Raw genomic sequence first — 26,729 nt, 5'->3', positions numbered from 1 at the left:
AACGAGGCTCCTTTTGCATTAATCGTTTATTTTGATTCGGCAAAAATTTCGCGACCGATCAGCATCCGGCGAATTTCTGAAGTACCAGCGCCAATTTCGTATAGCTTAGCATCTCGCAGCAAACGCCCGGTTGGGTATTCGTTGATATAGCCGTTACCCCCTAATAGCTGAATGGCATCAAGGGCAAGTTTAGTGGCTAACTCAGCAGCATAGAGAATGGCGCCTGCGGCATCTTTACGGGTGGTTTCACCGCGATCGCAGGCTTTCGCAACGGCGTAAACATAAGCGCGGGCAGCATTCATCTGAGTGTACATATCGGCAACTTTGCCTTGTACCAATTGGAATTCGCCAATGGCTTTACCAAACTGCTCACGTTCGTGAATATAAGGGACAACGACATCCATACAGGCCTGCATAATACCAATGGGGCCCGCAGCAAGTACGGCACGCTCGTAATCAAGACCGCTCATCAGTACTTTCACACCTTGGTTCAGTTCTCCCAAAATGTTTTCAGCGGGTACACGGCAATCTTCAAACACGAGTTCACATGTATTTGAACCACGCATGCCTAACTTATCAAGTTTTTGCGCAGTACTAAAACCAGGCATATCTTTCTCAATAATAAAGGCGGTGATTCCTTTTGAGCCAGCTCGGGGATCGGTTTTCGCATAAACAACCAGTACGTGGGCATCGGGCCCATTGGTGATCCACATTTTGTTGCCGTTTAGAATAAAGTGGTCACCGTCTTTCTTTGCGGTAAGTTTCATGCTGACCACATCAGAACCTGCATTTGGCTCACTCATCGCAAGTGCGCCTACATGTTCGCCGCTGATTAACTTTGGTAAGTACTTGTGCTTTTGTTCTGTGGAGCCGTTAATTTTAATCTGGTTGACGCACAAGTTGGAGTGAGCGCCATAGCTAAGGCCTACTGACGCCGATGCGCGGCTAATTTCTTCCATGGCAATCACATGCTCAAGGTAGCCCATTCCGGCACCGCCAAACTCTTCAGGGACGGTAATTCCGAGTAGGCCCATATCACCAAACTTCTGCCATAAGTCAGCGGGGAACTCATTCTTTTCATCAATTTCAGCTGCGCGTGGGGCTATTTCATCACGGGCAAACGCATTGACATGGTCTCGTAACATGTCGGCGGTTTCGCCCAAATCGAAATTAAAGGTTTTGTACGTGCTTAACATAAATACTCCTGAAAATTAGTTCGCGCTGCTGGCTGTTTTGGTTGCAAGTTCGGTGCGACAACCGGTCTCGACGGCACTTAATTCGTGTAATACGACTTTGATATCTTCTAGTTGTTGGCGCAGGGCGCTTTTCTTCTCTTCAATTAAGGCAAGCATGGTTTGCAACTGATTGACGCTGCTGCCATCACGTTCATACATATCAAAAAGAGTTTTAGTTTCCGCAAGGGTAAAGCCGAGTCGCTTGCCGCGCAGAATCAGTTTTAATCGTACCCGATCTTTTTGTTTATAGATGCGAGTTTGACCACGTCGCTCTGGAATGATGAGACCCTGATCTTCGTAAAAACGAATACTTCGGGTAGTAATGTCAAATTCACGGGATAGATCACCAATGGTGAAGGTGTCTTGAGTTCGACGAACTCTCTCGGGGCTCATTGCAAATTCTTCGCTCATAATGGTCGCACCTTGCCATGCCTTATTGTTACAAGGTAAGCTATCATGAAGTTTACGTTAACGTAAAGTGCGCTAGGTGAATTGACCTAGCTGTGAGGCGGGCAGGTGGAAGCCTTCATTTACGCCCACCTCAAGGGCTCTGTGGCCCATAAATTAGCGATCGAGCGTGTTATTCTCCACAATAACGCCCTCGACACCCATCACGTCCTTACTTTTGGACGCTTTGATCTAGCTGGAGATACAACCTATGAGTTCTGATGCAATTGTAATTGTCAGTGCGACACGTACGCCAATGGGCGGCTTTATGGGCGAATTAAGCCCCGTAACCGCGCCAGAATTAGGAGCCACCGCCATTCGCGCTGCTGTGGCCTCCGCCGGAATTCAGGGTGACGATGTAAACGAAGTGATTATGGGCTGTGTATTACCAGCTGGACTGAAGCAAGCCCCTGCGCGCCAAGCGATGCTTGGCGCGGGCCTACCGCTCGGTACCGGTGCGACCACCATTAATAAAGTGTGTGGCTCAGGTTTAAAAACAGTAATGTTCGGTCACGATCTAATTAAAGCAGGTTCGGCTGATGTTGTGGTGGCAGGCGGCATGGAAAGCATGTCGAATGCTCCTTATTTGTTAGACAAGGCACGCAGCGGCTATCGGATGGGGCACGGCCAAGTCATTGACCACATGATGTATGATGGCCTGCAGGATGCCTATGAAGGCAAGGCAATGGGATGTTACGCTCAAGATACTGCAAATGAGTACGGGTTTACCCGAGAAGATATGGACGCTTTTGCGATTCGTTCATTGGAACGTGCTCAAAAAGCCATTACTGAGGGCTGGTTTGAGAAAGAAATCACAGCGGTCACTTATTCAGATCGTAAAGGCGACGTAACCGTTGCTGTGGATGAACAGCCGGGGAAAGCGCGTATCGACAAGATTCCTTCGCTGCGTTCTGCATTTGCCAAAGATGGCACAGTGACTGCCGCAAACTCGAGTTCTATTTCAGACGGTGCTGCAGCATTGGTATTGATGCGCGAGAGTGACGCTAAAGCACGCGGTTTAACGCCGTTGGCACGCATTACTGCCCATGCGACACATTCACAGAAACCTTCTGAATTTACCATGGCACCCGTGGGTGCGATGAATAAAGCGCTAGAAAAAGCCGGTTGGACAAAAGACGATGTTGATTTGTGGGAAATTAACGAAGCTTTCGCCATGGTGACTATGATTGCCTTGAAGGATATGAATCTGGATCCTGAAAAAGTAAATGTGAATGGTGGTGCTTGTGCTCTAGGTCATCCTATCGGTGCTTCAGGTGCGCGCTTGCTAGTCACGCTCATTCATGCACTAAAGCAGCGTCACTTGCACAAAGGAATGACGTCACTGTGTATTGGCGGTGGCGAGGCTGTAGCCCTAGCGGTTGAAGTTATTTAAGATTTCATTTCCGCGTCTATCCACATATTTTGGAGAAGCGAGGCATCGTTATGATGCCTCGCTTTTTTTATAAGTGAGCTATTTACTAAATTTAAGCGTATAAGTAACTGACACAAATGTTTGTGCGTCGAGCCCATGGGAAGTTTATGCAATTACACATTGATGAAAAGCAAGGACAAGGGTTTGCAGATGCTGCACGCGATGTTCTTAAATTTCTTCGGCATCGATTTGATTTTGCATTGTGGATGGTAACCCGTGTTGAGGGTGACGATTGGATTGTTCTTGATGTGGAAGATAGTCATTACGGTGTTGAGCCTGGCAATGTGATGCGCTGGGAGGATTCTTATTGTTCGCGTATGGTGCAAGGAAAGGGGCCTCAGGTTGCACCTGATGCTCGTAAAGTGCCAGCCTACGTCGAAGCGAAAATTAATGAGTTGATTCCTATTCGGGCCTATGTGGGTATTCCTTTGACCCATGAAGATGGAACTGTGTTTGGTACTTTATGTGCGGTAGACGCGCAACCGAAAGATCAAAGCCTAGAAAACGAAACAGAGATGGTGCAGATGTTTGCTCGATTGCTAAGTTCCATATTGCAATACGAACTGGCACTGGAAAAGCAGCAGCGGGAAAACGAGCGTTTGGAGTTTGAAGCACAAACGGATCTGATGACAGGTATTTTCAACCGCAATGCATGGGAAACAATGCTGGCAAGAGAGGAGAACCGATGTCGTCGATTTGGCCACGCCGCTGGAGTTTTGGTTATCGATTTAGATCGCCTGAAAGAAACTAACGATACCTATGGTCACAGTAAAGGGGATGAACTCCTAAAACGTACAGCCGAGGTATTGCAAGAGGTGAGCCGAAAAGCGGATGTAGTGGCGCGTCTTGGCGGTGATGAGTTCGGTATTATCGCGGTAGAAACTGATGCTAAGGGTTTAGACCGACTTGCTCAGCGTGTGCGGCGTAAGCTAAGTGATGCTGGCGTGTTTGCCTCCGTGGGTGTGGCGAAACGCGTGTCTGAGGTTAGAGGATTACAACATGCTTGGGACTTGGCGGATAAATATATGTATGAGGAAAAGCGGCAGAATCAAAAACGTACCGCCAGCTAATTGCGCTATCGCAGTTATTTGCGAGCGCGCTCATACAAAAAAGGCCTTAATGTGGGTTGGGACTCACAAAAAGGCCTTTTCATTGTTCGGTGTAGCGCCATCTTGTTACAACACGTATGCGTATAGATAGGCAGCTCCAACAAATACTCCAATGATCGACAAGATGCCGGGGACAATTACATTGGCTAATAAGTTTTTGCGGATTTCTTCATTCATGGCTCACTCCTTGCTCGCGCCTCTCTTGCAGCGAGCATTAATAAATAATATTAACTTGAACCAGAGCTCTGTTTTCTCTCAATCCCTTAAGGTGCGCTAATTATACCTAGACGCAATACTGAATTGGGAAAAATTCGCATGAAATCGTTTTATGGATAACCTGAGTTAGATTAGGGCAAAAATTAACCAATTTAAAAAGCGGCTCCGAAGGAGCCGCTTTTGTTTTTAGATATTCGCGGGTATTAGCGGGTGTTACATTCGGTACAGCGAAGGTAAATCCCTTGAGGATCATTGAATTCACTAAACAAAGACCAAGATGACAGGGCCTCATGCACTAATGTTTCAAGCTCCGTTGACGATGGACCGCGGCTATTAAAGAGTTGGTTAAGCAATTGATCGCGGAATGATAATTCTTGTTCTGGCCACAATACAGCATAGTTATCTAAACCGGCTTGTTCAGCGGCCCGGACAATGGCGGTGTCGATACCGGCAATTTCATCCACTAGCCCCAACTCGAACGCTTGGGCGCCAGACCATACTTGACCTTGAGCTACTGCATGTACTTGCTCAATAGTCATGCTGCGAGCGTCAGACACTAGTTCCAAGAACTCTGAATAGATTTTATCAACACCAGATTGCATCATTGATTTAAACGCAGGCGTTAATGGCTTAGTGATGGTCATAAATGGAAGTTCGGTAGTTTTCACGCCATCATAGTTAATTCCAATATCCGCCAATGCTTCATCGACGATGGGCAACATACCGAAGACGCCAATTGAACCGGTAATGGTGGTTGCCTCGGCGATAATTTTGTCAGCGCCTGCGGCAATCCAATAACCACCAGAGGCAGCAACAGAACTCATAGACGCCACCACGGGCTTGCCCGCTTCGCGCAGCAAGAGAATTTCTTGACGGATAATTTCAGATGCAAATGCGCTGCCACCGGGACTATCAATACGCAATACTACAGCTTTTACTTTGTCGTTGTGACGGGCTTCGCGAAGTTCTTGTGCGAGTCGGTCACCCCCAATTTCATGAACACTGCCGCGACCATCAACAATAACACCGGTAGCCTGAATGACAGCAACTTGGGTTGATTCCGTCAGGGTGGGTAAATTACGATTTTGCTCACGGGCAGGCAATGTCGATAGATAGTCTTTGTGACGAATACTACGGAAGCTATTGCTATCTTCGTCTAAACCGACAATATCAATTAAATATTGGGTCATTTCATGGCGATGTTTCAAGCCATCTACATAACCACCGTTGACCGCAAGCCGTGATAAGTTTTGATCACTTTCGGCAAATATATTAAGAAAATCTTGCTCAGTTCCCGATGCCACGCGCGCATCTAAGGTACGATTGCGCTGAACCGTATTTAAGTATTCTTGCCAAAGTTCTCCTAACCACAAGGAAAGGTTTTCCCGCGCTTCGTCAGACATGCCCTCAAGCATGTAGGGTTCTACTGCGGATTTGAAGTCGCCAACACGGAACACGTGAACATTAATATTGAGTTTATCGAGCAACCCTTTGTAATAGGGGCGTAGGCTTTCTAAACCGGTCGCATCGACCATGCCCAATGGGTTTAAGTATAGTTCCGACGCTTGGCTAGCTAACAAGTAAGGGCCTTGCATGTAAAAATCAGCGTAGGCGTATACCGGCTTACCCGAGGCTTTAAATGCGTCAATGGCATCGGCGACACGAATCAATTTGCTGACACCACCGCCGCCAAAATTACGTAAGTCGAGGTAGACACCGTGAATGCGATCGTCGGTTGCGGCATGCTGTAACACGCGCTCTAGCTCATGGACCGGCTGTTGGGTCGGAGGCGAACCAAAAAATAGGGTGTCTGGCAGTGAATCCAGCGGGTTGATACTCGCGGCTTCATCGACCAAAACACCGGTAGGAGCAAGTACAAGTAGGCCACCTTCAGGCACTTTTACTTTATCACTCGTAGAAAATATGGCTGTTAACACCAACACCAACACAATGATGGTTAACATATGAGCGGTGTATCGGCGAATAGCCGATAGGATAATTCCAATTCGACCAAATACTTTTTTTAGTAAGTCCATGACTAGCTCCAGAATTTAAACGCAGCGCATTTTATTATAATGAGCTCTAGTGTGCGTTAAAATTTTGTAACAAGCTATTTCATCTGTCTAGAAATATTCCGATGAAGCTACCATTTGCTGAGTTACTCGGGCTGTTTCCTATGCACATGCGAGCGCAATATTTCATGATCCTTGAACCAAAGCATGGCATGCTTACTCGAACCAACAGAAATCCCGTGAACAGCCATGGGCGAGGGTGTTTGAGCAGATGCAGCGATTTGGCAGTGTAGGAATGCAAACGATAGCCGTTGTTGGCGTTATTGCGCTTTTATTGGCGCTAAGCCTCGGTCAGGCGTATGTGTACTTAAATGCCATCGGGCTGCTATTTATTCTTAGCTTATTTGCGGTATTTGCCTTTGCTTACGTCAATGATATCCGCCTACTGCGCCGCCATGCACTGTTGGCCTATGTGTTCAGTTCCACGAGCAAAACTAAGCGCCTGCTATGGGACGGTTTCTTTACACAACTGATCCACGCCATTCTGGGTTGGGGGATCGCCCTGAGTGCCTTTATTTTAACCTTACGTCTGACGCTTTTTGAGTGGGCTGCGTTCGTCCTTACGGTACCGCTGTTTGTCTTTATTTTTAGACGATTGCGTCAGCGAGTAGGGAAGGAACTCCATGAGCGTTTTCAGATTACGCTGGTGAGCCGCGCCGCGCTTTGGTTAACGGTGTTATGCAGTGCAGCCATCCTTTCGTTGCTACAGGTGTTTTTCCTCGATGTAGCCGACACCCGCCACCTTCAATATAGTCAGATTGCATTGCAGCATTGGCAAGCGCGTCCAGACACGGCATTACCGTGGTTAGGCTATCTGGTGGCTGCACTCGATGTGATTTACGCAAGTCTATGGCACAGTTTGCAAGTCGCAAGTTCGCTTCCCACGGGATTAAATGCGGGTGGGCTATTCGCAATTTGGTTGGCCTTCTTGATTTTAAACGGACTGCAAATCGGCCTGATATTTACCTTGATCATGGGGCTTCTGGCTCTATTCAACCGCGCCCACCATATGCACGGGGCCAAAGCGCTGATGGGGGCGTGTAAACCAGGCATTGTCATCGGTGTATTGGGGCCTGCACTGCTGCTATGCGTGCTGCTTAATGTTGCACAGCGCCCAGCGTTATGGTCTGCAGCGGATCCCGTAAGCGATGAGACAGTCGCGCTCGATCCGTGTCAGATGCCCTCAGTACGAAGGGAGGTGGATACCTTAGAAGAGGCTGCCGAAGCGCGCCTAAGCGAGTACGCGATAGGCTTGGAAACGGCGATTGAACGTCGCTTGCGTGTCGGTTTGCAGCACGCTTTTATGCAAGCAGAGCCGGCCGTTGATCGATTTCTCGATTGGAATTACAGCATTCGTGGTCAGTATCAACAGCTCGCATTGTTGGCTGCTGCCAGTGTGAGCGAACAGGTATTCGCTGACGCCCTTGCGCAACGTTTGGAAAAGGATCTTGCGGAATTTTTGGAGCCTGCCTTGCTCACGCTTAATGAACAAGTGGATGCGGAAGTGGCGCTTGCATTACAGGGATTGCTAGCACAACAGCAGGGTTGGTTGGCCCAAGCGCAATCTCACATACGTTGTGAGATTGCGACGATAGATTTAACGCCGATTCGAGAGCAACTAAATCAGTCTGGCGTCGGGGCCGGTGCGGTTGGTGGTGTATTGGTTTGGCGCTTGGCTGCGGGCGCAGGAACTCGAGCCGCGTCAAGAACGGGAGTACGGCGTGCCTTTGCTGGGCTATTTTCACGGGCGGGTACTCGCGTTGCCGCCGCCAGCGGCAGCGCTGCTGCTGGCAGTTTCTGTGGACCCATGGCTTGGCTGTGTGTTCCCGTTTTAGTGGGAGGCTCATGGTTGGCGGTAGATTACACCATGGTTGAAATTGACGAGCGGATGCATCGTGACACCATGCGCGCCGCTATTTTAGATTCTCTGAACGAAGAACAAGAGCGTATTTATCAAGGCTTACGGCAACATTATCAGCAAGAACTCGATGCTGTACTGGCGCTTATTTCTCGCCAGCAGGGGGAGCAATTTAATATCTGGCGCGATGGCTTAGGCCGTGAGGCTAAGGATACACGGCCAAAAAATGATCGTCGTTAAGTTCGGATTCGCCTTGCCACCGATAGGCCGTCAATGGGCCATCGCGACCTGCGGAATAATCGACGCAGGCACAGTATTTCGACTGCGCTTGAGGCGTTCCCGTTAGCCAATAATGCCCAAAGAAAACCGGCTTATTGCCCTGATAAGAAAATTCTCGTAATACCCGTGGGTCGGCGCTTAGCTTTGCCAATGCAGCAAGGGCTTTCTGGTTTTTACTGGGATTAGGGATGTGCGCGATTGCCGCCAAAGACTCCGGTGCTGATTCCCACCAAGAAATTCGAACCTGGAAGCGTTCCTTTCCTTTGTGGTCAAAGAATGAAGTATTCTCGGGTAAATCTACTTCCACGCCTTTTAATACGGTTTCAGTGGCTTTAAAAAGCGGGTGCGACTCGGTAAACGCAGGCACCCACGCGTCTTCTCGCAAACTATGATCAGCATGAAGATAGGGCGAAAGCACGTCCATGGAAGGCTCGTGCCAACAGGCATGGACAACGCGAAATGGACCCAGATCCAGGAACAACGGCAAGGTTTTAAACCAATCAAGCCAATTTTGGCGTTCTTGTGGATCGGGGATTTCTTCTAGAAACTCAATGTGATGGGCACGGTTCTGCGCCGTGTGTTCGCGCAAAAAACCATCGCCATCGGGTTTGGGGATCGCCCAACCCACGGCGTTAAACTCGTGATTTCCCATAACAACGTGAGCATTGCCAGCTTCGTGCATGGCTTTCACTAGGGTCATCACTTCGCGATTACTGCGCCCGTTATCGATAAGATCGCCAACAAACACAGCCTTACGCTCGGGGTGTCGATATACGCCTTGTTCAGACGCGTAGCCAAGCGCATCCAAGAGTGCAATTAATTTGTCTGCGTGGCCATGAATATCGCCAATAATGTCGTATCCGGTGGGTAATCGCTTTCCCTGATTAGTATCTGTCATGCTCGCTCCATCGGTCATCAAGATAATGATTTTGGTACAGAATATCCTGATAAACCGATGACGGGCAAGGGCAATAGCGCCTTTAACAGCCTACGAGTAGGTTTTTGGCTTAGGTTTTTTGGGTCGCTTTGGTTTGGCAGGTGCTGGGGTTGCACGCGCTGGAAGCGACACTGGGGTAAAGCCTGGAAGTGTTTTCTCGATAATGGTCTGCTGAATCAAACGCTCAATGGCCTTGATTTGCTTTACATCTTCATCGGTGACGAGAGAAATGGCTAAACCACTGGCTCCCGCGCGCGCCGTGCGGCCGATTCGATGTACGTAATCTTCCGGCACTTGCGGTAAGTCGTAATTTAACACCAAGGGTAATTGGTTAATATCGAGACCGCGGGCAGCAATATCGGTTGCCACAAGAATTTGTACTCGACCCGATTTAAAATCATCCAATGCTTTGGTGCGTGCACCTTGGCTCTTATTGCCATGAATTGCAGCGGCCAAAAAGCCTACTTTATCCAACTGTTTCACGAGGCGGTTAGCCCCATGTTTGGTGCGCGAGAATACCAATGTTTGCGGAATATCATGCGCCCGAATCAAGGCCGCCAACATCGCTGGCTTTTCACCTTTTACTACGGTGTAGACATGTTGCTCGACGCGATCTGCGGTGGCGTTTGCAGGAGCGACAGAGATTTCAACGGGATTTACCACCAAGCCTTGGGCTAAGGCGCGAATCGGAGCTGAGAAAGTAGCAGAGAACAACAAATTCTGACGCTTGGCCGGAAGCAGTTTAAAAATGCGCTTAATATCGTGAATAAAGCCCATATCCAGCATACGGTCGGCTTCGTCAAGCACCAGAATTTCTAATTTCGGAAAGCGTATCGCTTTTTGCTGATGCAAATCGAGTAAGCGGCCTGGTGTTGCCACTAAGATATCGACCCCTTTGCGCAGCTTCATCATCTGTGGATTAATCTTCACACCGCCAAACACCACGGCATGGGACAGATTCATATTACGACTGTAGGTGGCAACACTTTCGGCGACTTGTGCGGCAAGCTCACGGGTGGGCGTAAGAATGAGAACGCGGGCCTCATTCGGTTGTGCACGCACACCATCTGCGAGGCGCTCTAAAATTGGTAAGGTAAAGCCGGCTGTTTTCCCTGTGCCGGTCTGGGCCGCAGCCATCACGTCTTTCCCGTCAAGAACAGCCGGTATTGCAGCTTCTTGAATAGGGGTTGGTTGGGTGTAACCCGTGTGGGCGATGGCGTCAAGTATGTCGGCACGAAGGCCAAGGTCGGCAAATGTCATGAACTAGCAGATACTCAGAGGGGAAAAGAGGGCGCAGCATACAGGAGTTACCTGCGCCCTGCAAATTCACAGCCGTTATGGCGTGCGTTGAAAGCGAGAGGCCAGCCACACCGAGAGAAGAATAATGACACCGCCGAGAAACAGATTCGGCCAATTTACATCTTGTCCCCAAAGTAAGAAATTCACCAACAATCCCGCCGGAATCAAGGCGTTATTCATAGTGGCTAATTGGGCAATATTGACGCGCTTGCTGGCTATACTCCAAAGCATGTATCCGACACCGGAGGCACCTAATCCTAGCCACACTAATATCGCCCATTGGGTGGTGCTATTGGGCAGGCGATTGAAGTCTGCGAACAACAGCATGCCGATGCCGCTGACGATACTGGCTCCAATAAAGAACATCGCATATTGCTGAACCTGAGCTCGGGCTGGACCTAGTGACAGGCGCTTGTAGGCTACCTGACCAAAGGCAAAGCAGAGGTTGGCTCCTTGAATGAGCAGAAAGCCGGTCCAAAATCCGCTGGATACACCTTGGTAGCGAATCAAACCCGCGCCAATGACGGATAGCAATGCCGCAAGCCACCAAATCAACGGCAGCACTTTGCGGTTAAGAACGCGCTCATCAAGCAGCGTAATGTACAGTGGCGTAAAGATAGTAAATAGGAGCACTTCGGCGACACTGATGTGTAAAAATGCGTGATACAGCAACAGATACATCAGACCGATTTGAATTGCGCCAATGCCCATGAGTTGCCATTGGCGTTGGCGCGGCATGCGGGTAACACGTAAAAATGGCAACAGCAATGCAGTAGCAAGCAGCATCCGAATAAAAACGGCGACATAGGCATCCACTTCAGGCGCCAGATAAACTCCAATCAAAGAAAAACTAAACGCCCAAATCAGGGTGATGGCAACTAAGATAAGCATAACGATTGGAACTCCAGCACGTGAGTGTAACGCAGCGCTCAAGTATACGGAGGTTTTCCCAGTGAGAGAAGTGCTTGCTGTAGACAGATTCAGGCGCGGCCTAGGCCGCACCTGAGATTTTTAAATTATGCTGGGCGACGACTGAGTGGGTGGCGTGCATGACGCCACACGCGACCCCAATAGGCGCGCCACGCCAGCAAGCGACTATAGGCATGCGGCACGAAATAAAGGCTCGTCACGGTTGAGACAATTAAGCCACTGATAATGGTAATCGCCATAGGAGCATAGGGAGGACCGTCGCCACCTATCTGAGTACTGCCAAGCGCCAATGGCAGCATGCCTAATACCGTGGTTGCTACTGTCATCAGAATTGGCCTTACCCGACGCGACGACGCTTCTAACAATGCCTCTTCTAAACTTTGCCCGGCATCCCGTTGCTGGTTTATGGCATCGACAAGTACGATGCCATTGTTCACCACAATTCCCATGAGAATAAGTAGGCCAATCAAGGCCATAATATCCAAACTGGTTCCGGTGAACATTAATCCCCAGAATGCACCTGCGATAGCCATCAGCAGCGAACCGATGACGGCAGAGGGTAGCAGTAACGACTCGAACAGAGCGGCCATCACCATATAAACCAAGGCAATAGCGAGCACCATATTTATCAGCATCAACTGATTTTGCTCTTGCTGGGCGCGAAAACCGCCATCAAGAGACCAACGCACGCCCGCTGGAAGTTCCAACGCGTTCATTAGTTCGGTGAGCTGGGTACGGGCTTCACCCATGGTAAGGTCTTCTAGGTTCGCGGTAATGCGCACAGCGGTTTGTCGATCAACGCGGCGAATCGTGCCAAGTTGCGGGATCCGCTCGATGGTAGCGACTTGATCAAGGGTGACCCATTGGCCGTTATGCTGGCCGATGATCATAGTGGCAAACTCTCGATAATCGCGCTGAATACTCTCTGGGAATGTCAGTTGAATGCGCATATCACCCTCAGGATGATGCCGAAATGATCGCAGATTTCGGCCCCGTAAGGCGACTGAGATTTGTTCCGCGACAGCTTGGCTATTTAAGCCAAAGCGCTCTGCTTGGACGCGATCAATAGTAACCCGCATTTCATCGAGCGCTTGGCGCGATGCTGTTTGCACATCAACGAGTCCGTCTACACGAGAAAGCACAGGAATTAACTGGTCAGCGACTTGTTCAAGCTCTGCTGTTGAACGTCCTTGCAGCGTCAATTGTACGCCACCGCTATTCCCACCGCGGAATCCAAAAACCGGACGCGAGCGAGCCAGAGGTGGCATGTCTTCCCGAATACGGCGTTGAATCTCAGCAACCGACAGTGTCCGTTCCGATTTCAACATTAGAATCGAGATGGCGTAGCCCGGTGTGTAATAGCTGTATACATGCTCAAGATCAAACTTGTCTTTATTCGCGTAAAGATAGTCCTCCATTGCCGTGACATCGCGTTCAACTTGTTCAAGTGTGTACTGCCCGGTGACAAAGTAATTAAGAAACAAGCGATCATTAAACGCGGTTTCTGTTTGATCGCCACTGACCTGTGAAAACGGAAAGGCAGTGCTTGCGACGATCGCGAGCATAATGAGCGTGGTCCACCGCGGATGACGATGACTCCAGCGCAATGAGCGTAAATAGCCACGGCGTAATATCCCCGGCTGACTGCCTTGCGGATTGGCCTTAGGTGTTAATTTACTCATCAGCAAGGGAATCAAGGTTTGCGCGATTAATAACGAAGTCAGCAATGAAATACAGATGGCAACGGCAACATGCTCAAGAAATATGGTGATTTCTTGTTTTTCCCCAAAAATATTGGGTAGGAACACGATTGCGGTAGTGAGGGTACCGGCAATAATTGCCAACGACACACGCCCAGCGCCTAATTCAATGGTTTTTTCTGTGGGGGCTTCGCCCCGTTCCATACAATCTTGTTGCTCTTGTTTAATACTCTCAGATACAACCACGGCATTATCGATGAGCATCCCGACCGCCAGCATAAGCCCCATCATGGATAGAATATTCAGGCTGTAGCCAAGCAGGTACATGACGCCCAAGGTTAGGAAGATTGCGATAGGCACTGATACCACGATGATGAGTGTGGCGCGCCAATCTCGGATAAATAAATAGAGCACGATGATGGATAATACCGCGCCAATTAATCCGGCAGAGAGGAGATCCCGTAGCGACGTGGTAACGCTTTCGGCCGTGTTGTCCATGGTCATTAGGTAAATGCCGGCAAATTCTGGGCTACCATCCGCCTGCGCGATTACAGTACTGGCAAGCCGCGCCACATCCACCAAATTGGCACTGCTATCTTTGAAAATATCAATACCAATGGCGTACGTTTGATTGAAATGGCGCCCTGCACGGGCCTCCGGCAATTCATACCCAACGCTGGCGATGTCCGCTAGCGTCAAGTATCGGGTTACCGGTAATCTGCGGATATCATCAAGACTGCGAAACTCACCCACGGGTTTTACCTGAATGCGGTCGCGTGCGCTTTCCACGTAACCTGCGCTCAAAGTAAAGTTTGCTTGATTTAGAATGTGTGTCACGGCACTGGCATTTAATTGTGCCGATGCCATTGCTTCGGGGTCGAGGCGAATCATAATTTCTGGTTGATCAACCCCATACAATTGCACCCGCGATACGCCTGGAACGCGTTCGAGGGGTTGCTTTAAATTACGGTTGATCAAATCGTAAGCCATCGACAAGTCGCGGTCACTGGAAATGCGGAGCTGCATCACCGCCATGTCATCGGTGTTGAATTGATAAACAAATACTCGCTCAACATCGCTCGGTAAGGTGTGGCGCACACTATCAATGGCCTCCCTCACTTCGATACCCCGTGCGGAAATTGAATCATTCCAATTAAAATCAAGGCTAATTTGAGCTTGATTATCACTGGAATCGGAGCGCATTTCGTTGAGGCCGCCGATGGTAGCAAGAGCCTCTTCTAATGGGCGAGTAATCAGTCGTTCCACTTCGGCTGGGGTGGCTCCCGGATAAGGAACAACCACAGCGATTTGAGGAATATCGATACCGGGAAACTTTTCCAGCGGGAGCAGCCGACTTGAAATTAACCCAAGTAACAAAAATGACAGAAAGATCATGCATACCGTTACCGGGCGACGAAGTGCAAAACGCGCGAGAGGCGCCGAGAAAGTAGCGACATTAAGCATCGGCCACCTCCACCTTAAACTGTTTGCGGTCGAACAACTGATATACCAAAGGGATAAACAGCAGGGTGAGTAAGGTGGCAAAGAGCAGTCCGCTGATGACCGCAATTGCCATGCTTGCGCTAAGTTCTGCGCCTTCACCAATACCCAGTGCCAAGGGGAGCAATCCGAGTACAGTGGTAAGCGTAGTCATCAGAATCGGGCGTAGCCGTTGGCTTGCCGCTGTACGAATTGCACGTGTTTTCTCCATGCCTTCGAGACGTAACTGGTTGATTCGGTCAACCAAGACAATGGCGTTATTTACGACAATACCGCACAACATAATTAAGCCGATGAAAACGACCACACTGAGCGGCGTATTGGTAAGCCAAAGCCCGACCACGGATCCAGCAACAGCTAAGGGGACTGAAAACATGATAAGCAGTGGGTGGCCAAAGCTTTCAAACTGAGACGCCATTACCAGGTACACCAAGAATACCGCCAGAGCGAGAGCAAGCATCATCGAAGAATAGCTTTCTTCTAACAACTCACTTTGACCACCGATGCGGGCACTCACTCCTGGTGGGAAGGTGCTGCTATCGATGAGCTGTAACAACTGCTGCTGTGCTTGACGAACATCGATACCGCTGGCGCGGGCACTGATTAAAGCAACGCGTTGCTGACCCAGGCGAGTAATCTCGCTTGGGCCGATGGCGCGATGAATTGTGGCAACGGCCGACAAGGGAATTTCGACTTCAGCCCCTGGGTTTACAATCAGATCGCCAAGGCGTTCTGGTTGTTGACGGGCTGCATCGGGTAGACGAACTCGGATATCGATTTGGCGATCCATCATGTTGTAACGGGTCGCTACTTGGCCCCCAATGTGGGTGCTCACCAAACGCGCAACATCGGGCGCTGATAAACCAGCCCAAGCAAGGCGAGCGTGGTCAAATTCGATTTCGAGTTCCGGTTGCCCAGCCGTCAGGCCATTGCGAATATCGGTAAAATTCTCGTGCTCTTCAAGTTGGCGCGCGACATGTTCGGCGGCAATTTGTAGCCGATCCAGATCGTAACCAACGAGCTCTACCATTAACGGCATATCTACCGTCACGAGTTCAGGATAATCGACACGGGCTTGAACATCTGGCTGACGGGATAAGTAATCACGACTTTCTTGAATTACTGCATCCCGTTCCACCGGACTTAACCCGTGCTTTAAGACAACGTGTATACGACCCCAAAAGTCACCGCCTTGATTTGCCTGCACTTGCATAAGGCTTCCGGTACCGGCCACTGAGTAGGTTTTTTCAACGCGCGCATCCGCCGCTAACATTTCCGCGAAATCAGCCATAAAGCGATCAGTACGGGTAATCGGTGTGCCCCGTGGTAGCTGCACATCAACGTAAAACTCGCGCTGTTCCATTTGTGGAATAAGTTCAGCACCAATACGAGGGAGCAAGCTAAAGCAGGCGAGGGTTACGGTGGCAAAAATAACGAAATACATGCCAGGGCTTTTCTGCATGCGGCCCAACACACGGTTATGTGTATTTGCCGTCGCTGTTAAACCACTTTCAAATCCTTTTAAAATAGGACGGCTGAGCCATTGCGCGGCACGAGATATGGCACGGCCTATCGCTCTTCCTCCGCCCAGAAGCATGACAGGCAGCCAGTAAAACAGGGCTAGGAATAGGGTTTTAAATGGCCAAGAAACCCAGTACCAGAAGCCTCGACGGGTTGGGGGCGTCGGGCTCTGGTCTGGGACTGAAAGACTGTCTTGGGCTTGAAATTGACGACTCGCCAGCATTGGAATCAGGGTTAGTGCAACCAATAGTGAGGCGATGAGGGCCACACTCACGGTAATGGCTTGGTCGGTAAATAACTGGCCAGCCATACCGCTGACGAAGATAAGCGGTACGAATACTGCCAAGGTGGTTAAGGTTGCCGCGGTGACAGCACCAGTCACTTCTTTCGTGCCCTGAATCGCAGCGTCAGGAATGGAATCCCCTTGCTCGCGGCGCCGAGATATATTTTCCAACACAACGATGGCGTTATCTACCAATAAGCCCACGGCGAGTGCGATGCCGCCCAGCGACATCATGTTTAAGCTCAGGTTACCCATGAACATAAAGAGAAAAGTAGCCACAATCGACACTGGAATGGCTACAGAGATAATTAATGTCGGCCGCAGATGACGCAGGAATAACAAAATGACTAACATGGCTAATACGCCGCCAATAAGCGCGTTTTGTTTTACTGCTTGGATGGCATTGCGAATAAACCCAGACTGGTCATTGAGCAATTGAAGCTGGTAGCCATCGGGAAGTTGCCGCGTGATCGACGGGATGCGACGACGTACTTCGTCGGCGACCTGTACGGTATTTGCATCACCTTCTCGGTATAGATTTAGTTCAATGGACTCGAGTCCGTTAACACGGCTCATCGAGGTACGATCACGGTAGCCGTGACGAATCTCCGCGATATCTTTCAGTTGAATCGGAGTGCCATTGCGGGTGGCTATATAAATAGCGCCGATGTCCTCTAGGCTTTGAAATTGGTTCACCGTGCGCACTAAAAACTCGAGTGTGCTGGTCTCGATGCGGCCACTGGCTTGGTTTACGTTTTCGGCGCGTAACCGTTGCACAATGGTTTGTACATCGATGTTCAGTTGGCTCGCCCGATGTTCATCGATAAGGACTTGGATTTCGTCTTCGAGGCCGCCACCTACACGTACCGCAGCGATACCCGGTATGCTTTCTAGTTGCCGTTTCAGTTCCTCGTCGGCATAGCGGCGCATATTCTGTAATTCAGCCGCACTAAGCGCCTGCTCGCGGTTGAGAGCAAAGCGCATAATGGGTTCCATATTGGGGTTGAAGCGGAGAATCACCGGCTTTTCGATATCTACTGGAAGCCAAACGGTATCAAGCTTCTCCCGTACTTCTAAGCCCGCCATATCCATGTTGGTGCCCCAAGCAAACTCAAGCACGATATCCGATTGACCTGCACGGGCGTAGGAGGTAATGGTACGGACACCGCGCACGGTGCCGAGGGATTCCTCAATAGGACGATTAATAAGTTGTTCAATCTCGGTGGGCGCAGCGCCAATATATGCGGTGCGCACAGTGAGGGTCGGGTAGCTTAAATCGGGGAGTAGATTCACCGGTAATCGACCAAGACTAACCATTCCAAACAGAATAATGGCAAGCGTGATCATTACGATGGTGACTGGGCGGCGCACTGCCAGCGCCGCGATTCCTTTATTATTTTTGTTTTTCATCACAGATCTCACAATGCAATAACTTCAACCAAGGCGTCTTCGCGCAGCGTGTTTTGTCCGGTAATCACTAAGGTTTCGCCGGAGTCGATGCCATCGACAATTTCGATCCATCCGTTTTCACGCAGGCCTAAGTGAACTTCTTTACGCACGGCTTTCTCATCTTTTACGACGTAGACATAAGCACTTTGATCGATTCGAATCAGCGCTTGGTGCGGAATACGCACAACGTTGTCTTTCTCTGCATAGTGCAGCAACACCCGTGAGAACATACCCGCGCGGTATCTGTGTTCCTGATTAGGAATGGTTAAAACAACCCGAAAGGTACCTGTGGTTGAGTCGACCGTAGGGCTAATGCGCGCCACTTGGGCAACGAGCTTTTGAATGTCTCCGGTACCTTGCAGCATGAGCTCAGCGTTCTGGCCCACAGCCACTTGCCGCAATGCCTGCTCTGGTAAGTTAAGCGTGGCCCGCAAGGTGGTATCGTTAACAATATGGAACAGCGCTTTCGACTGATAGGCTTGGATCATATTGCCTTGCTTCACAAAGCGATGGGCAATGTGGCCGCTGATGGGGGCGCGAATCACTGTTTCATGCAAATCTAGGTCGGCTAGTTTCAGTTGTGCCGTTAAGCTGTCATGGCGTGTCTGTAAGCGCTCAATCGTTTCTTGGCTCACCATCTGTTGCGTCGCTAAGCGCTGCATGCGCTCTAACTCTTGTTTAACGCCATTTAACTCAGCGGCGATTTGGTCTCGGCTGTATTGGTAGCGCGCCGATTCCATCCGAGCGAGTGCTTGACCTTGCTCCACGTAATCGCCTTCTTCGACCAATACCTGCTCAATTACTCCGCTAACACGGGCAATTACATCGGTTTCCTCTTCTGCTTCGAGCACGGTGCTCGCTTGGAAGCTAGCGCGCACTAAACCGCGCTCCACCGTTACCGCTTCCACTGGAATGCCGCGTTCCCGCGCTTCCGCTGAGCTTTCTACATGCGTTGCCGAGGAGTTACCACAACCACTGACAAGTAGTGCGGCGCAAAATCCAACGAGTAAAGATAGTTTTGTGTTCATAGCAAAGTCCCTGATAAACGGTCGAACCCAACAAAATAAAGATACTCAGATTAATGCTATATCCGTGCCAGAAATATTAACTAATTGAAAAACAAAGAAATTAGAGATAGTTGGAGCGAGAGTGTGGCGAAACAAACAGCAGTGTTGGTGAAACTCGCCACTTGCTTTGACAAATGCAGCCAAGAAATTAGCAAAATTATCAAAATCATATATAGACATTTAGACGTCTAAACGTTTAGAATTCCAGAAAAGTGTTGCGGATAATTATTCTGGAGGAAGACCCATGCGACTCGAATCACTAGCTTTACACCATGGCTATAGCGCCGAAGCGACGACGCGCGCGGCGGCTGTCCCTATCTATCAAACCACCTCGTTTACTTTCGAAAATACCCAGCATGGCGCTGATTTGTTCGACCTTAAGGTGGAGGGGAATATCTACTCGCGCATTATGAATCCAACTAACGCGGTGCTTGAGGAGCGTCTGGCGGCCATTGAGGGGGGAATTGCGGGGCTTGCGGTGGCGTCTGGCATGGCGGCGATTCATTACAGTATTCAAACGATAGCCGGTGTCGGCGATAACATTGTCAGTATTAGCCAGTTGTATGGGGGTACCTATAATTTGTTTGCCCATACCCTACCGCAACAAGGCATTGATGTGCGTTTTGCCGACGCCGACGATTTTGCTGGGCTAACGGCGCTAATCGATGACCGTACTAAACTTCTTTTCTGTGAATCCATTGGTAATCCCGCTGGCAATATCGTTGATATCGCGCGCCTTGCTGATATTGCTCATGCCCATGGTATTCCTCTAGTGGTCGACAATACCGTGGCGACACCGGTGTTATGCCGTCCGATTGACCTAGGTGCCGACATTGTTGTGCATTCCTTGACGAAATATATTGGCGGGCATGGCACAACCGTGGGTGGGCTTATTGTGGATAGTGGTAAGTTTGATTGGGCGGCACAGCCTGAGCGCTTCCCACAATTAAATACACCGGATCCGTCCTATCACGGTGTGGTGTACACAGAAGCCCTTGGTCCCGCTGCCTTTATTGGGCGTTGTCGGGTCGTTCCATTACGTAACACGGGGGCGGCATTATCGGCGCAAAGTGCATTTAACATTCTTCAGGGATTGGAAACCTTGTCGCTTCGGGTGGAACGCCACTGTGAAAACGCACTGAAGGTTGCAGAGTACTTGCAGCAACATCCCGATGTGGCCTGGGTTAAATATGCAGGGCTTCCCGGTGATAAGTATCATGGGCTGGCGCAGCGAGTGACCCAAGGACAAGGCTCGGGCATTTTAAGCTTTGGCATTCATGGAGGGAAAGAGGCTGCAGTACAGTTTATTGATGCACTGCAACTGTTCTTAAGGCTGGTTAACATCGGTGATGCCAAATCGTTAGCCTGTCATCCTGCGTCGACCACTCATCGTCAGCTATCGCCACTTGAGTTGGGCAAAGCAGGGGTGTCAGAAGATTTGGTGCGGCTATCGGTGGGTATCGAACATATCGATGATCTTATCGCTGATTTAGATCAGGCACTTGCGGCCGCACATCAGAAATTGCGAGTGGCTTCCTGATTTAAACCACCCAATGGTTTATCCAATTACGCAGAATGGCGACCCCATGGGATTGCCAATCTGGCGTAGGGAGTACCCCCGGCTGGTCATCTTGGTAATAAAATTCCGGCGGGGGTGTATCCGGATTGTTTTGCTTGTCTCGCTCAAATTCGTTGTGCAGCGTATCTGCTTCGTACTCTGGATGGCCGAGCAAAAACAAGCGCTTACGCACGGGGTCAATGGCGGCAAACGCACCTGCTTTGCGCGAGTCGACAAGCACTCTAAGTTCGGGATGGGCATAAAGTTGATTTTGTCGCGCTTCAGCATAGCGAGAGTGGGGAAAGCGTGCCTCTCGATGAATGGACTCGGTAATCGGATGTTTGCGCATAATGCGGTGTTCATAAACCCCGCTAATTTTTCGGCTTCGTTGTACCCGAGGAATCCCGTAATGATGATGTAAGGCGGCGTTTGCAGCCCAACACAGATAGAGCACGCTGTTGTAGTCTAATGTGGCGCTATCAAGAATATCGCGGAGCTCATACCAATAACCCACATCTTCATAATCCATGGTGCCTAGAGGAGCGCCGGTAATAATTAAACCATCAAGGTCAGTCAGGCTATCCCAGTCCTCGTAATAACGCTCCATGTGATCTTTTGAAGTGGTTTTAGACACCCAAGACTTTAAACGAAGAAGGTGGACTTCAATGTTGAGCCCGGTTTGCGCTAACAATCGCAGCCAATGACGTTCGGCGACGACCTTTTCAGGCATTAAATTTAAGAAGCCAAGCTTTATCGTGCCGCGTTCGCTAGGTGCGAAGCGAATATCCAAACCTTCATCCTGAAGTGCGGTAATCACGGGCAGTGGGCGATGTAAGATAAGGGCCATAGATAAATAGAGTGCGCGCTGGAAAAAGTTGTTTACGAAACAGTGTGTTGTTTTTCTGTTGGCATCATGACATTCCGCTTCTTTGAATACAATACCCACAAAAAAGCCGCCCTGAGAATGACGCTCTGGACGGCTTTCGTATTCTAGTGTTGGAACCTGCTTACTTTTTAATCGGCGAGAAGTCGCGTTGCGCTTCACCGGTATAAAGTTGGCGAGGACGCCCGATCTTCTGGCTGCTTTCACTGAGCATTTCGTGCCAGTGAGAGATCCAACCGACGGTACGTGACAATGCAAAAATCACGGTAAACATGTTGGTTGGAATGCCAATCGCTTTCAGAATAATACCCGAGTAGAAATCAACATTTGGGTACAGCTTCTTGGATACGAAATACTCGTCTTCCAATGCAATGCGCTCAAGTTCCATTGCCACGTCAAGCAATGGGTCGTTGATTTCAAGCTCACTTAATACTTCATGGCAGGTATCACGCATCACTTTCGCACGCGGATCGAAGTTCTTGTATACCCGGTGGCCAAAGCCCATCAGACGGAATGGGTCGTTTTTATCTTTGGCTTTCTCAATAAACTCAGGGATACGATCAACAGAACCAATTTCCGCCAACATTTTCAAACAGGCTTCATTGGCGCCACCATGCGCTGGGCCCCACAATGATGCAACACCTGCAGCGATACACGCATACGGATTGGCACCGGAGGATCCCGCTAAACGAACCGTTGAGGTTGATGCGTTTTGCTCGTGATCAGCATGAAGGGTAAAAATACGATCCATGGCTTTGGCAACCACTGGACGCACTTCATAATCTTCCGCTGGCACAGAGAACATCATGTTTAAGAAGTTTTCAGAGAAACTTAAACTGTTTTGCGGATAAACAAACGGTTGTCCCATGTTGTGCTTGTAACACATGGCGGCAATCGTTGGCATTTTTGCGATCAAACGATAGGCACTGCGTACCCGTTGTTTCGGATCGGCAATATTTAAGTCGTCGTGATAGAACGAAGAAAGCGCGCCGGTAACCGCACAGAGCATAGCCATAGGGTGCGCATCGCGACGGAAACCACCGAAGAACTCATGAATACCTTGATGAACCATGGTGTGCTTGGTAATGGTTTGCTTAAATTTTTGATACGCTTCGGCGCTTGGTGCTTCGCCGTGAATCAGCATATAACAAACTTCAAGGTAGTCCGCTTCGGTTGCTAATTGCTCAATCGGATAGCCGCGGTGCAAAAGCACACCGTTCTCACCATCAATATAGGTAATTTTAGACTCACAAGAGCCAGTAGCGAGGAAGCCTGGGTCGAACGTGAAGTAGCCGTGCTTGCCTAAGGTCCGTACATCAATTACATCGTGACCGGCGGTGCCTGAAAGCACCGGCAGCTCGATACTCTTGCCATCAATTTGAATAGTGGCTTTACGCTCAGCCATGGAAATCTCCTTGTCTTCTGTGCGTCATCGGTCAAAAAAGTGGGCTATTTGTACTTGATCTTGGGGTGATCTGTCAATTTAACGTAAACGGTAGGCGATTGGATGACTACTACTTTTCCGCTACTACTTTAGTCTAATTGTTATACTTCCGACAGAAATCGAAGCCACATTATTACAGGGATATAACCTAATTTACTGACTTAGGATTTGAACCGTATTTTGCGCATGTCAGTAATTGTAATTGTAAACCGTGCCCGATATACTTGGCGCACTGATTTCAACAGCGTTTTCAGATAAGGCAACAGTTGTGAAAAAACAAAGACCTGTTAACCTGGAGCTGACCACAATCAGCTTTCCACCTTCTGCAATCGCCTCCATTTTGCACCGCGTGTCGGGTGTTATTATGTTGGTTCTCGTCGGGCTTCTTGTCTGGCTTTTAGCTATTTCACTGCGTTCCTATGAAGGGTTCGTTCAGGCGCAAAACGTGCTTGCAAATCCGGTGATTAAATTCGTGATTTGGGGTTTCATGACAGCGCTTGGCTACCATATATTGGCTGGTTTACGCCACATGGTGATGGACCTTGGATTTTGGGAAGAGCTTGATTCGGGCAACACGAGTGCCGTGGTGACCGTTATCCTGGCCGTTGTTCTCTCCGTACTAGCAGGGATTTGGTTATGGTAAATATTGCTTCTACTTTTGGTCGTAGCGGAACGCACGACTTTATTCTGCTGCGCGCTAGTGCGCTGGTTCTCGCGTCTTATGCAGTGTTCATGATTGCTTGGTTAGTGTGCAATCCAGGCCTAAGCTATGAAACTTGGGTTGGCTTTTTTGGCCACGTTGGCGTGAAAGTTTATACGTTGTTAGCTCTGACGGGACTCCTAATCCACGCGTGGATTGGAATCTGGCAAGTGCTGACCGACTACGTTAAAGGCGCGTTATTACGCGGCCTCATTCAATATGTAGTGGTGCTAGCACTCATTGTCTACTGGTTCACCGGCTTATTTGTATTGTGGGGTGTCTAAGTGAGCAACATAAAAGAATTACAATTTGATGCAGTTGTTATCGGCGCCGGCGGCGCGGGTATGCGAGCAGCATTACAAATTTCTGAAAACGGCATGAGCTGTGCGCTTATGTCGAAAGTATTCCCAACCCGTTCACACACGGTATCGGCACAGGGCGGTATTACCGTTGCGTTAGGCAATGCCCACGAAGATAACTGGGAATGGCACATGTTTGATACGGTCAAGGGTTCCGACTACATCGGTGACCAAGACGCGATTGAATATATGTGTAAAACCGGACCAGAAGCCATTTTAGAGTTGGAAAATATGGGTTTACCTTTCTCTCGTTTTGAGAATGGTAAAGTTTATCAACGTCCATTTGGCGGTCAGTCCAAGAATTTCGGTGGCGAGCAAGCGGCGCGTACTGCTGCCGCGGCCGACCGTACCGGTCACGCTTTATTGCACCTTTTGTATCAGCAAAACGTAAAAAACAAGACCACCGTGTTATCAGAGTGGTATGCGCTTGATTTGGTGAAAAACCAAGACGGCGTGGTTACTGGTGTGACTGCACTGGAAATTGAAACCGGTGAGATTTATCACATTCGCGCCAAGGCCGTTGTGCTAGCAACCGGTGGCGCCGGGCGTATTTACGCTTCAACCACGAACGCGCACATTAATACCGGTGACGGCGTGGGTATGGCATTACGTGCAGGCGTGCCTGTGCAAGATATGGAAATGTGGCAATTCCACCCAACCGGCATTGCCGGCGCTGGTTCATTGGTAACCGAAGGCTGTCGTGGTGAAGGTGGATATCTACTGAACAAAGACGGCGAACGCTTTATGGAGCGCTACGCGCCGAACGCAAAAGATCTTGCGGGTCGTGATGTTGTGGCCCGTGCCATGATGACCGAAATTCGCGAAGGTCGTGGTTGCGAAGGCCCTTGGGGTACCCACATTAAGCTGAAGCTAGACCATTTGGGGCGCGAAACGTTAGAATCTCGCTTACCTGGCGTGTGCGATTTGGCCAAAACCTTTGCCCACGTAGATCCAGCAGAAGAGCCAATTCCAGTTATTCCAACCTGTCATTATATGATGGGTGGTATCCCAACTGACGTAAACGGTCAGTGTCTGCAAGTCGACAGCAAAGGGAACGTGCAACCGATTCAAGGCTTATTCGCTTGTGGCGAAATCGCCTGTGTATCCGTGCATGGTGCCAACCGCTTAGGGGGTAATTCATTACTCGATTTGGTGGTCTTTGGTCGGGCAACAGGCTTGCACTTAGGCGAAGCCTTGGCTGCTACGGCAGAATCGCGTGCAGCAAGCAGTAGCGATGTCGATGCGGCATTAGCACGCGTTAATCGTTGGAATGAAACGCCGAAAGGCGAAGACCCGTATCAAATTCGTAAAGACCTGCAGAAATGCATGCAGCTGAATTTCTCGGTTTTCCGGGAAGGCGAAGCGATGGAGCAGGGCTTAGGTGAGTTACGTGAAATTCGTGAGCGCCTGAATCATGCACGTCTTGACGATACCAGTAAAGATTTCAATACCGCACGTATTGAGTGTCTTGAGCTCGATAACCTGATGGAAACGGCTTACTCAACGGCGGTTTCTGCAAGCTTCCGTAAGGAAAGCCGCGGCGCTCATAGCCGTGCTGACTATCCAGAGCGGGACGATGATAACTGGCTGTGTCATACCGTGTATCGTCCAGTAGACGAAAGCATGACGACACGTACGGTTAACATGGCACCTAAATTGCGCGAGGCGTTCCCGCCGAAAGCGCGGACGTATTAAGGGGTTTGTAGGATGAAAAAATTAACGTTTTCGATCTATCGCTACAATCCAGACGTAGATACCAAGCCGCGGATGCAGGACTACACGCTGGAACTGGAAGATAACCAGGATCTCATGGTGCTGGAAGCGCTGATCAAAATTAAAGAAGAGCAGGATCCGAGCTTATCCTTCCGTCGTTCATGCCGGGAAGGGGTTTGTGGTTCGGATGGCTTGAATATGAACGGTAAAAACGGATTAGCTTGTATTACTAACTTGTCGTCGTTGAAGTCGAACAAAGTTGTGATTCGTCCCCTGCCTGGATTGCCAGTTATGCGCGACCTTATCGTCGACATGACTCAGTTCTATAAGCAATACGAAAAAGTGAAGCCGTTTTTGATCAATGATGATAAAACGCCACCTGCCCGTGAGCGTTTGCAAAGCCCAGAAGATCGGGCCAAGCTCGACGGCTTGTACGAGTGTATCTTGTGTGCGTGCTGTTCAACCTCGTGCCCTTCGTTTTGGTGGAATCCAGACAAGTTTGTCGGTCCAGCAGGCTTACTGCACGCGTACCGTTTCTTGGCGGATAGCCGCGATACGGCAACCGAAGAACGTTTGGATGATCTGGACGATGCGTTTAGCGTGTTCCGGTGCCACGGCATCATGAATTGCGTCAGCGTTTGTCCAAAAGGATTAAATCCAACGAAGGCTATTGGTCACATCAAGTCGATGCTGTTGAGCCGCGCTGTTTAGCGAAAACAGGCGGTTTCTGATATAGTA

General features: G+C 49.6%; 19 protein-coding genes. 8 read left to right on the top strand and 11 right to left on the bottom strand.

Going from position 1 to position 26,729, the window contains the following annotated elements:
* Nucleotides 1-26: 26 nt before the first annotated feature.
* Both HXZ99_RS03675 and HXZ99_RS03670 read right to left on the bottom strand, forming a co-directional pair.
* Nucleotides 27-1,196 (bottom strand): isovaleryl-CoA dehydrogenase, encoded by a 1,170-nt coding sequence (locus HXZ99_RS03675; RefSeq protein ID WP_194755900.1) that lies wholly within the window; start codon nucleotides 1,194-1,196, stop codon nucleotides 27-29.
* 15 nt (nucleotides 1,197-1,211) lie between these two features.
* The gene (locus tag HXZ99_RS03670; protein ID WP_228517532.1) at nucleotides 1,212-1,646 is read right to left on the bottom strand and encodes a MerR family transcriptional regulator; all 435 of its coding nucleotides are present in this window, start codon (nucleotides 1,644-1,646) and stop codon (nucleotides 1,212-1,214) included.
* Between the two features lie 247 nt (nucleotides 1,647-1,893).
* Between HXZ99_RS03670 and HXZ99_RS03665 the strand changes: the two genes are divergently transcribed.
* Both HXZ99_RS03665 and HXZ99_RS03660 read left to right on the top strand, forming a co-directional pair.
* Entirely contained in the window at nucleotides 1,894-3,075 is a 1,182-nt protein-coding gene (locus HXZ99_RS03665) for an acetyl-CoA C-acyltransferase (RefSeq protein WP_194755899.1), read from the top strand.
* A 146-nt stretch (nucleotides 3,076-3,221) separates the two neighbouring features.
* A complete protein-coding gene (locus HXZ99_RS03660) occupies nucleotides 3,222-4,184 on the top strand; it encodes a sensor domain-containing diguanylate cyclase (protein ID WP_194755898.1) in 963 nt (320 codons plus the stop codon).
* A 458-nt stretch (nucleotides 4,185-4,642) separates the two neighbouring features.
* On the opposite strand, the gene sppA is transcribed toward HXZ99_RS03660, so the two are convergent.
* Nucleotides 4,643-6,475 (bottom strand): signal peptide peptidase SppA, encoded by a 1,833-nt coding sequence (sppA, locus tag HXZ99_RS03655; RefSeq protein WP_194755897.1) that lies wholly within the window; start codon nucleotides 6,473-6,475, stop codon nucleotides 4,643-4,645.
* Nucleotides 6,476-6,722: 247 nt separating this feature from the next.
* Here sppA and HXZ99_RS03650 point away from each other — a divergent pair, with 247 nt between their 5' ends.
* The gene (locus HXZ99_RS03650) at nucleotides 6,723-8,609 is read left to right on the top strand and encodes a hypothetical protein (RefSeq protein ID WP_194755896.1); all 1,887 of its coding nucleotides are present in this window, start codon (nucleotides 6,723-6,725) and stop codon (nucleotides 8,607-8,609) included.
* Here HXZ99_RS03650 and HXZ99_RS03645 read toward each other — a convergent pair.
* The 6 genes from HXZ99_RS03645 to HXZ99_RS03620 all read right to left on the bottom strand — a co-directional run bounded on the left by HXZ99_RS03645 (nucleotide 8,575) and on the right by HXZ99_RS03620 (nucleotide 19,295).
* Nucleotides 8,575-9,546 (bottom strand): metallophosphoesterase, encoded by a 972-nt coding sequence (locus HXZ99_RS03645; protein WP_194755895.1) that lies wholly within the window; start codon nucleotides 9,544-9,546, stop codon nucleotides 8,575-8,577. The two genes, HXZ99_RS03650 and HXZ99_RS03645, sit on opposite strands and share 35 nt — an antisense overlap.
* A gap of 90 nt (nucleotides 9,547-9,636) precedes the next feature.
* The gene (locus HXZ99_RS03640; protein WP_194755894.1) at nucleotides 9,637-10,845 is read right to left on the bottom strand and encodes a DEAD/DEAH box helicase; all 1,209 of its coding nucleotides are present in this window, start codon (nucleotides 10,843-10,845) and stop codon (nucleotides 9,637-9,639) included.
* A 75-nt stretch (nucleotides 10,846-10,920) separates the two neighbouring features.
* A complete protein-coding gene (locus HXZ99_RS03635) occupies nucleotides 10,921-11,775 on the bottom strand; it encodes an EamA family transporter (RefSeq protein ID WP_194755893.1) in 855 nt (284 codons plus the stop codon).
* 125 nt (nucleotides 11,776-11,900) lie between these two features.
* Nucleotides 11,901-14,978 carry an efflux RND transporter permease subunit gene (locus tag HXZ99_RS03630; protein ID WP_194755892.1) on the bottom strand — a complete coding sequence of 1,026 codons (3,078 nt, stop codon included), beginning with the start codon at nucleotides 14,976-14,978 and terminating at the stop codon, nucleotides 11,901-11,903.
* Nucleotides 14,971-18,228, bottom strand: coding sequence for an efflux RND transporter permease subunit (locus HXZ99_RS03625; protein WP_194755891.1), 3,258 nt, complete (start codon nucleotides 18,226-18,228; stop codon nucleotides 14,971-14,973). The genes HXZ99_RS03630 and HXZ99_RS03625 overlap by 8 nt, the downstream gene beginning before the upstream one ends.
* 8 nt (nucleotides 18,229-18,236) lie before the next feature.
* Nucleotides 18,237-19,295 (bottom strand): efflux RND transporter periplasmic adaptor subunit, encoded by a 1,059-nt coding sequence (locus HXZ99_RS03620; protein ID WP_194755890.1) that lies wholly within the window; start codon nucleotides 19,293-19,295, stop codon nucleotides 18,237-18,239.
* Between the two features lie 283 nt (nucleotides 19,296-19,578).
* Between HXZ99_RS03620 and HXZ99_RS03615 the strand changes: the two genes are divergently transcribed.
* Nucleotides 19,579-20,874, top strand: coding sequence for an O-acetylhomoserine aminocarboxypropyltransferase/cysteine synthase family protein (locus tag HXZ99_RS03615; protein ID WP_194755889.1), 1,296 nt, complete (start codon nucleotides 19,579-19,581; stop codon nucleotides 20,872-20,874).
* Between the two features lies 1 nt (nucleotide 20,875).
* Here HXZ99_RS03615 and HXZ99_RS03610 read toward each other — a convergent pair whose 3' ends face one another.
* Together HXZ99_RS03610 and HXZ99_RS03605 are read right to left on the bottom strand one after the other, a co-directional pair.
* Nucleotides 20,876-21,838, bottom strand: coding sequence for a homoserine O-acetyltransferase/O-succinyltransferase family protein (locus HXZ99_RS03610; RefSeq protein WP_194755888.1), 963 nt, complete (start codon nucleotides 21,836-21,838; stop codon nucleotides 20,876-20,878).
* Nucleotides 21,839-21,899: 61 nt separating this feature from the next.
* Nucleotides 21,900-23,180 (bottom strand): citrate synthase, encoded by a 1,281-nt coding sequence (locus HXZ99_RS03605; protein WP_194755887.1) that lies wholly within the window; start codon nucleotides 23,178-23,180, stop codon nucleotides 21,900-21,902.
* Nucleotides 23,181-23,487: 307 nt separating this feature from the next.
* On the opposite strand from HXZ99_RS03605, the gene sdhC reads away from it, so the two are divergent.
* From sdhC to HXZ99_RS03585, 4 genes are read left to right on the top strand one after another with little or no spacing between them, the layout of a single operon-like run.
* Complete coding sequence (gene sdhC / locus HXZ99_RS03600) at nucleotides 23,488-23,862, top strand: succinate dehydrogenase, cytochrome b556 subunit (RefSeq protein WP_194755886.1); 375 nt, start codon at nucleotides 23,488-23,490, stop codon at nucleotides 23,860-23,862.
* Nucleotides 23,856-24,203: a succinate dehydrogenase, hydrophobic membrane anchor protein gene (gene sdhD / locus HXZ99_RS03595; RefSeq protein ID WP_194755885.1), complete on the top strand. Its 348-nt coding sequence runs from the start codon at nucleotides 23,856-23,858 to the stop codon at nucleotides 24,201-24,203. The genes sdhC and sdhD overlap by 7 nt, the downstream gene beginning before the upstream one ends.
* A 9-nt stretch (nucleotides 24,204-24,212) precedes the next feature.
* Nucleotides 24,213-25,973, top strand: coding sequence for a succinate dehydrogenase flavoprotein subunit (gene sdhA, locus HXZ99_RS03590; protein ID WP_194756058.1), 1,761 nt, complete (start codon nucleotides 24,213-24,215; stop codon nucleotides 25,971-25,973).
* Between the two features lie 12 nt (nucleotides 25,974-25,985).
* Nucleotides 25,986-26,702, top strand: coding sequence for a succinate dehydrogenase iron-sulfur subunit (locus HXZ99_RS03585; RefSeq protein WP_194755884.1), 717 nt, complete (start codon nucleotides 25,986-25,988; stop codon nucleotides 26,700-26,702).
* Nucleotides 26,703-26,729 lie beyond the last annotated feature (27 nt).

Source organism: Aliidiomarina indica, assembly GCF_015354615.1.
Lineage (GTDB): Bacteria > Pseudomonadota > Gammaproteobacteria > Enterobacterales > Alteromonadaceae > Aliidiomarina > Aliidiomarina indica.
The sequence above is the reverse complement of the archived record's forward strand: the minus strand, read 5'-3'. Positions and strand labels throughout refer to the sequence as shown.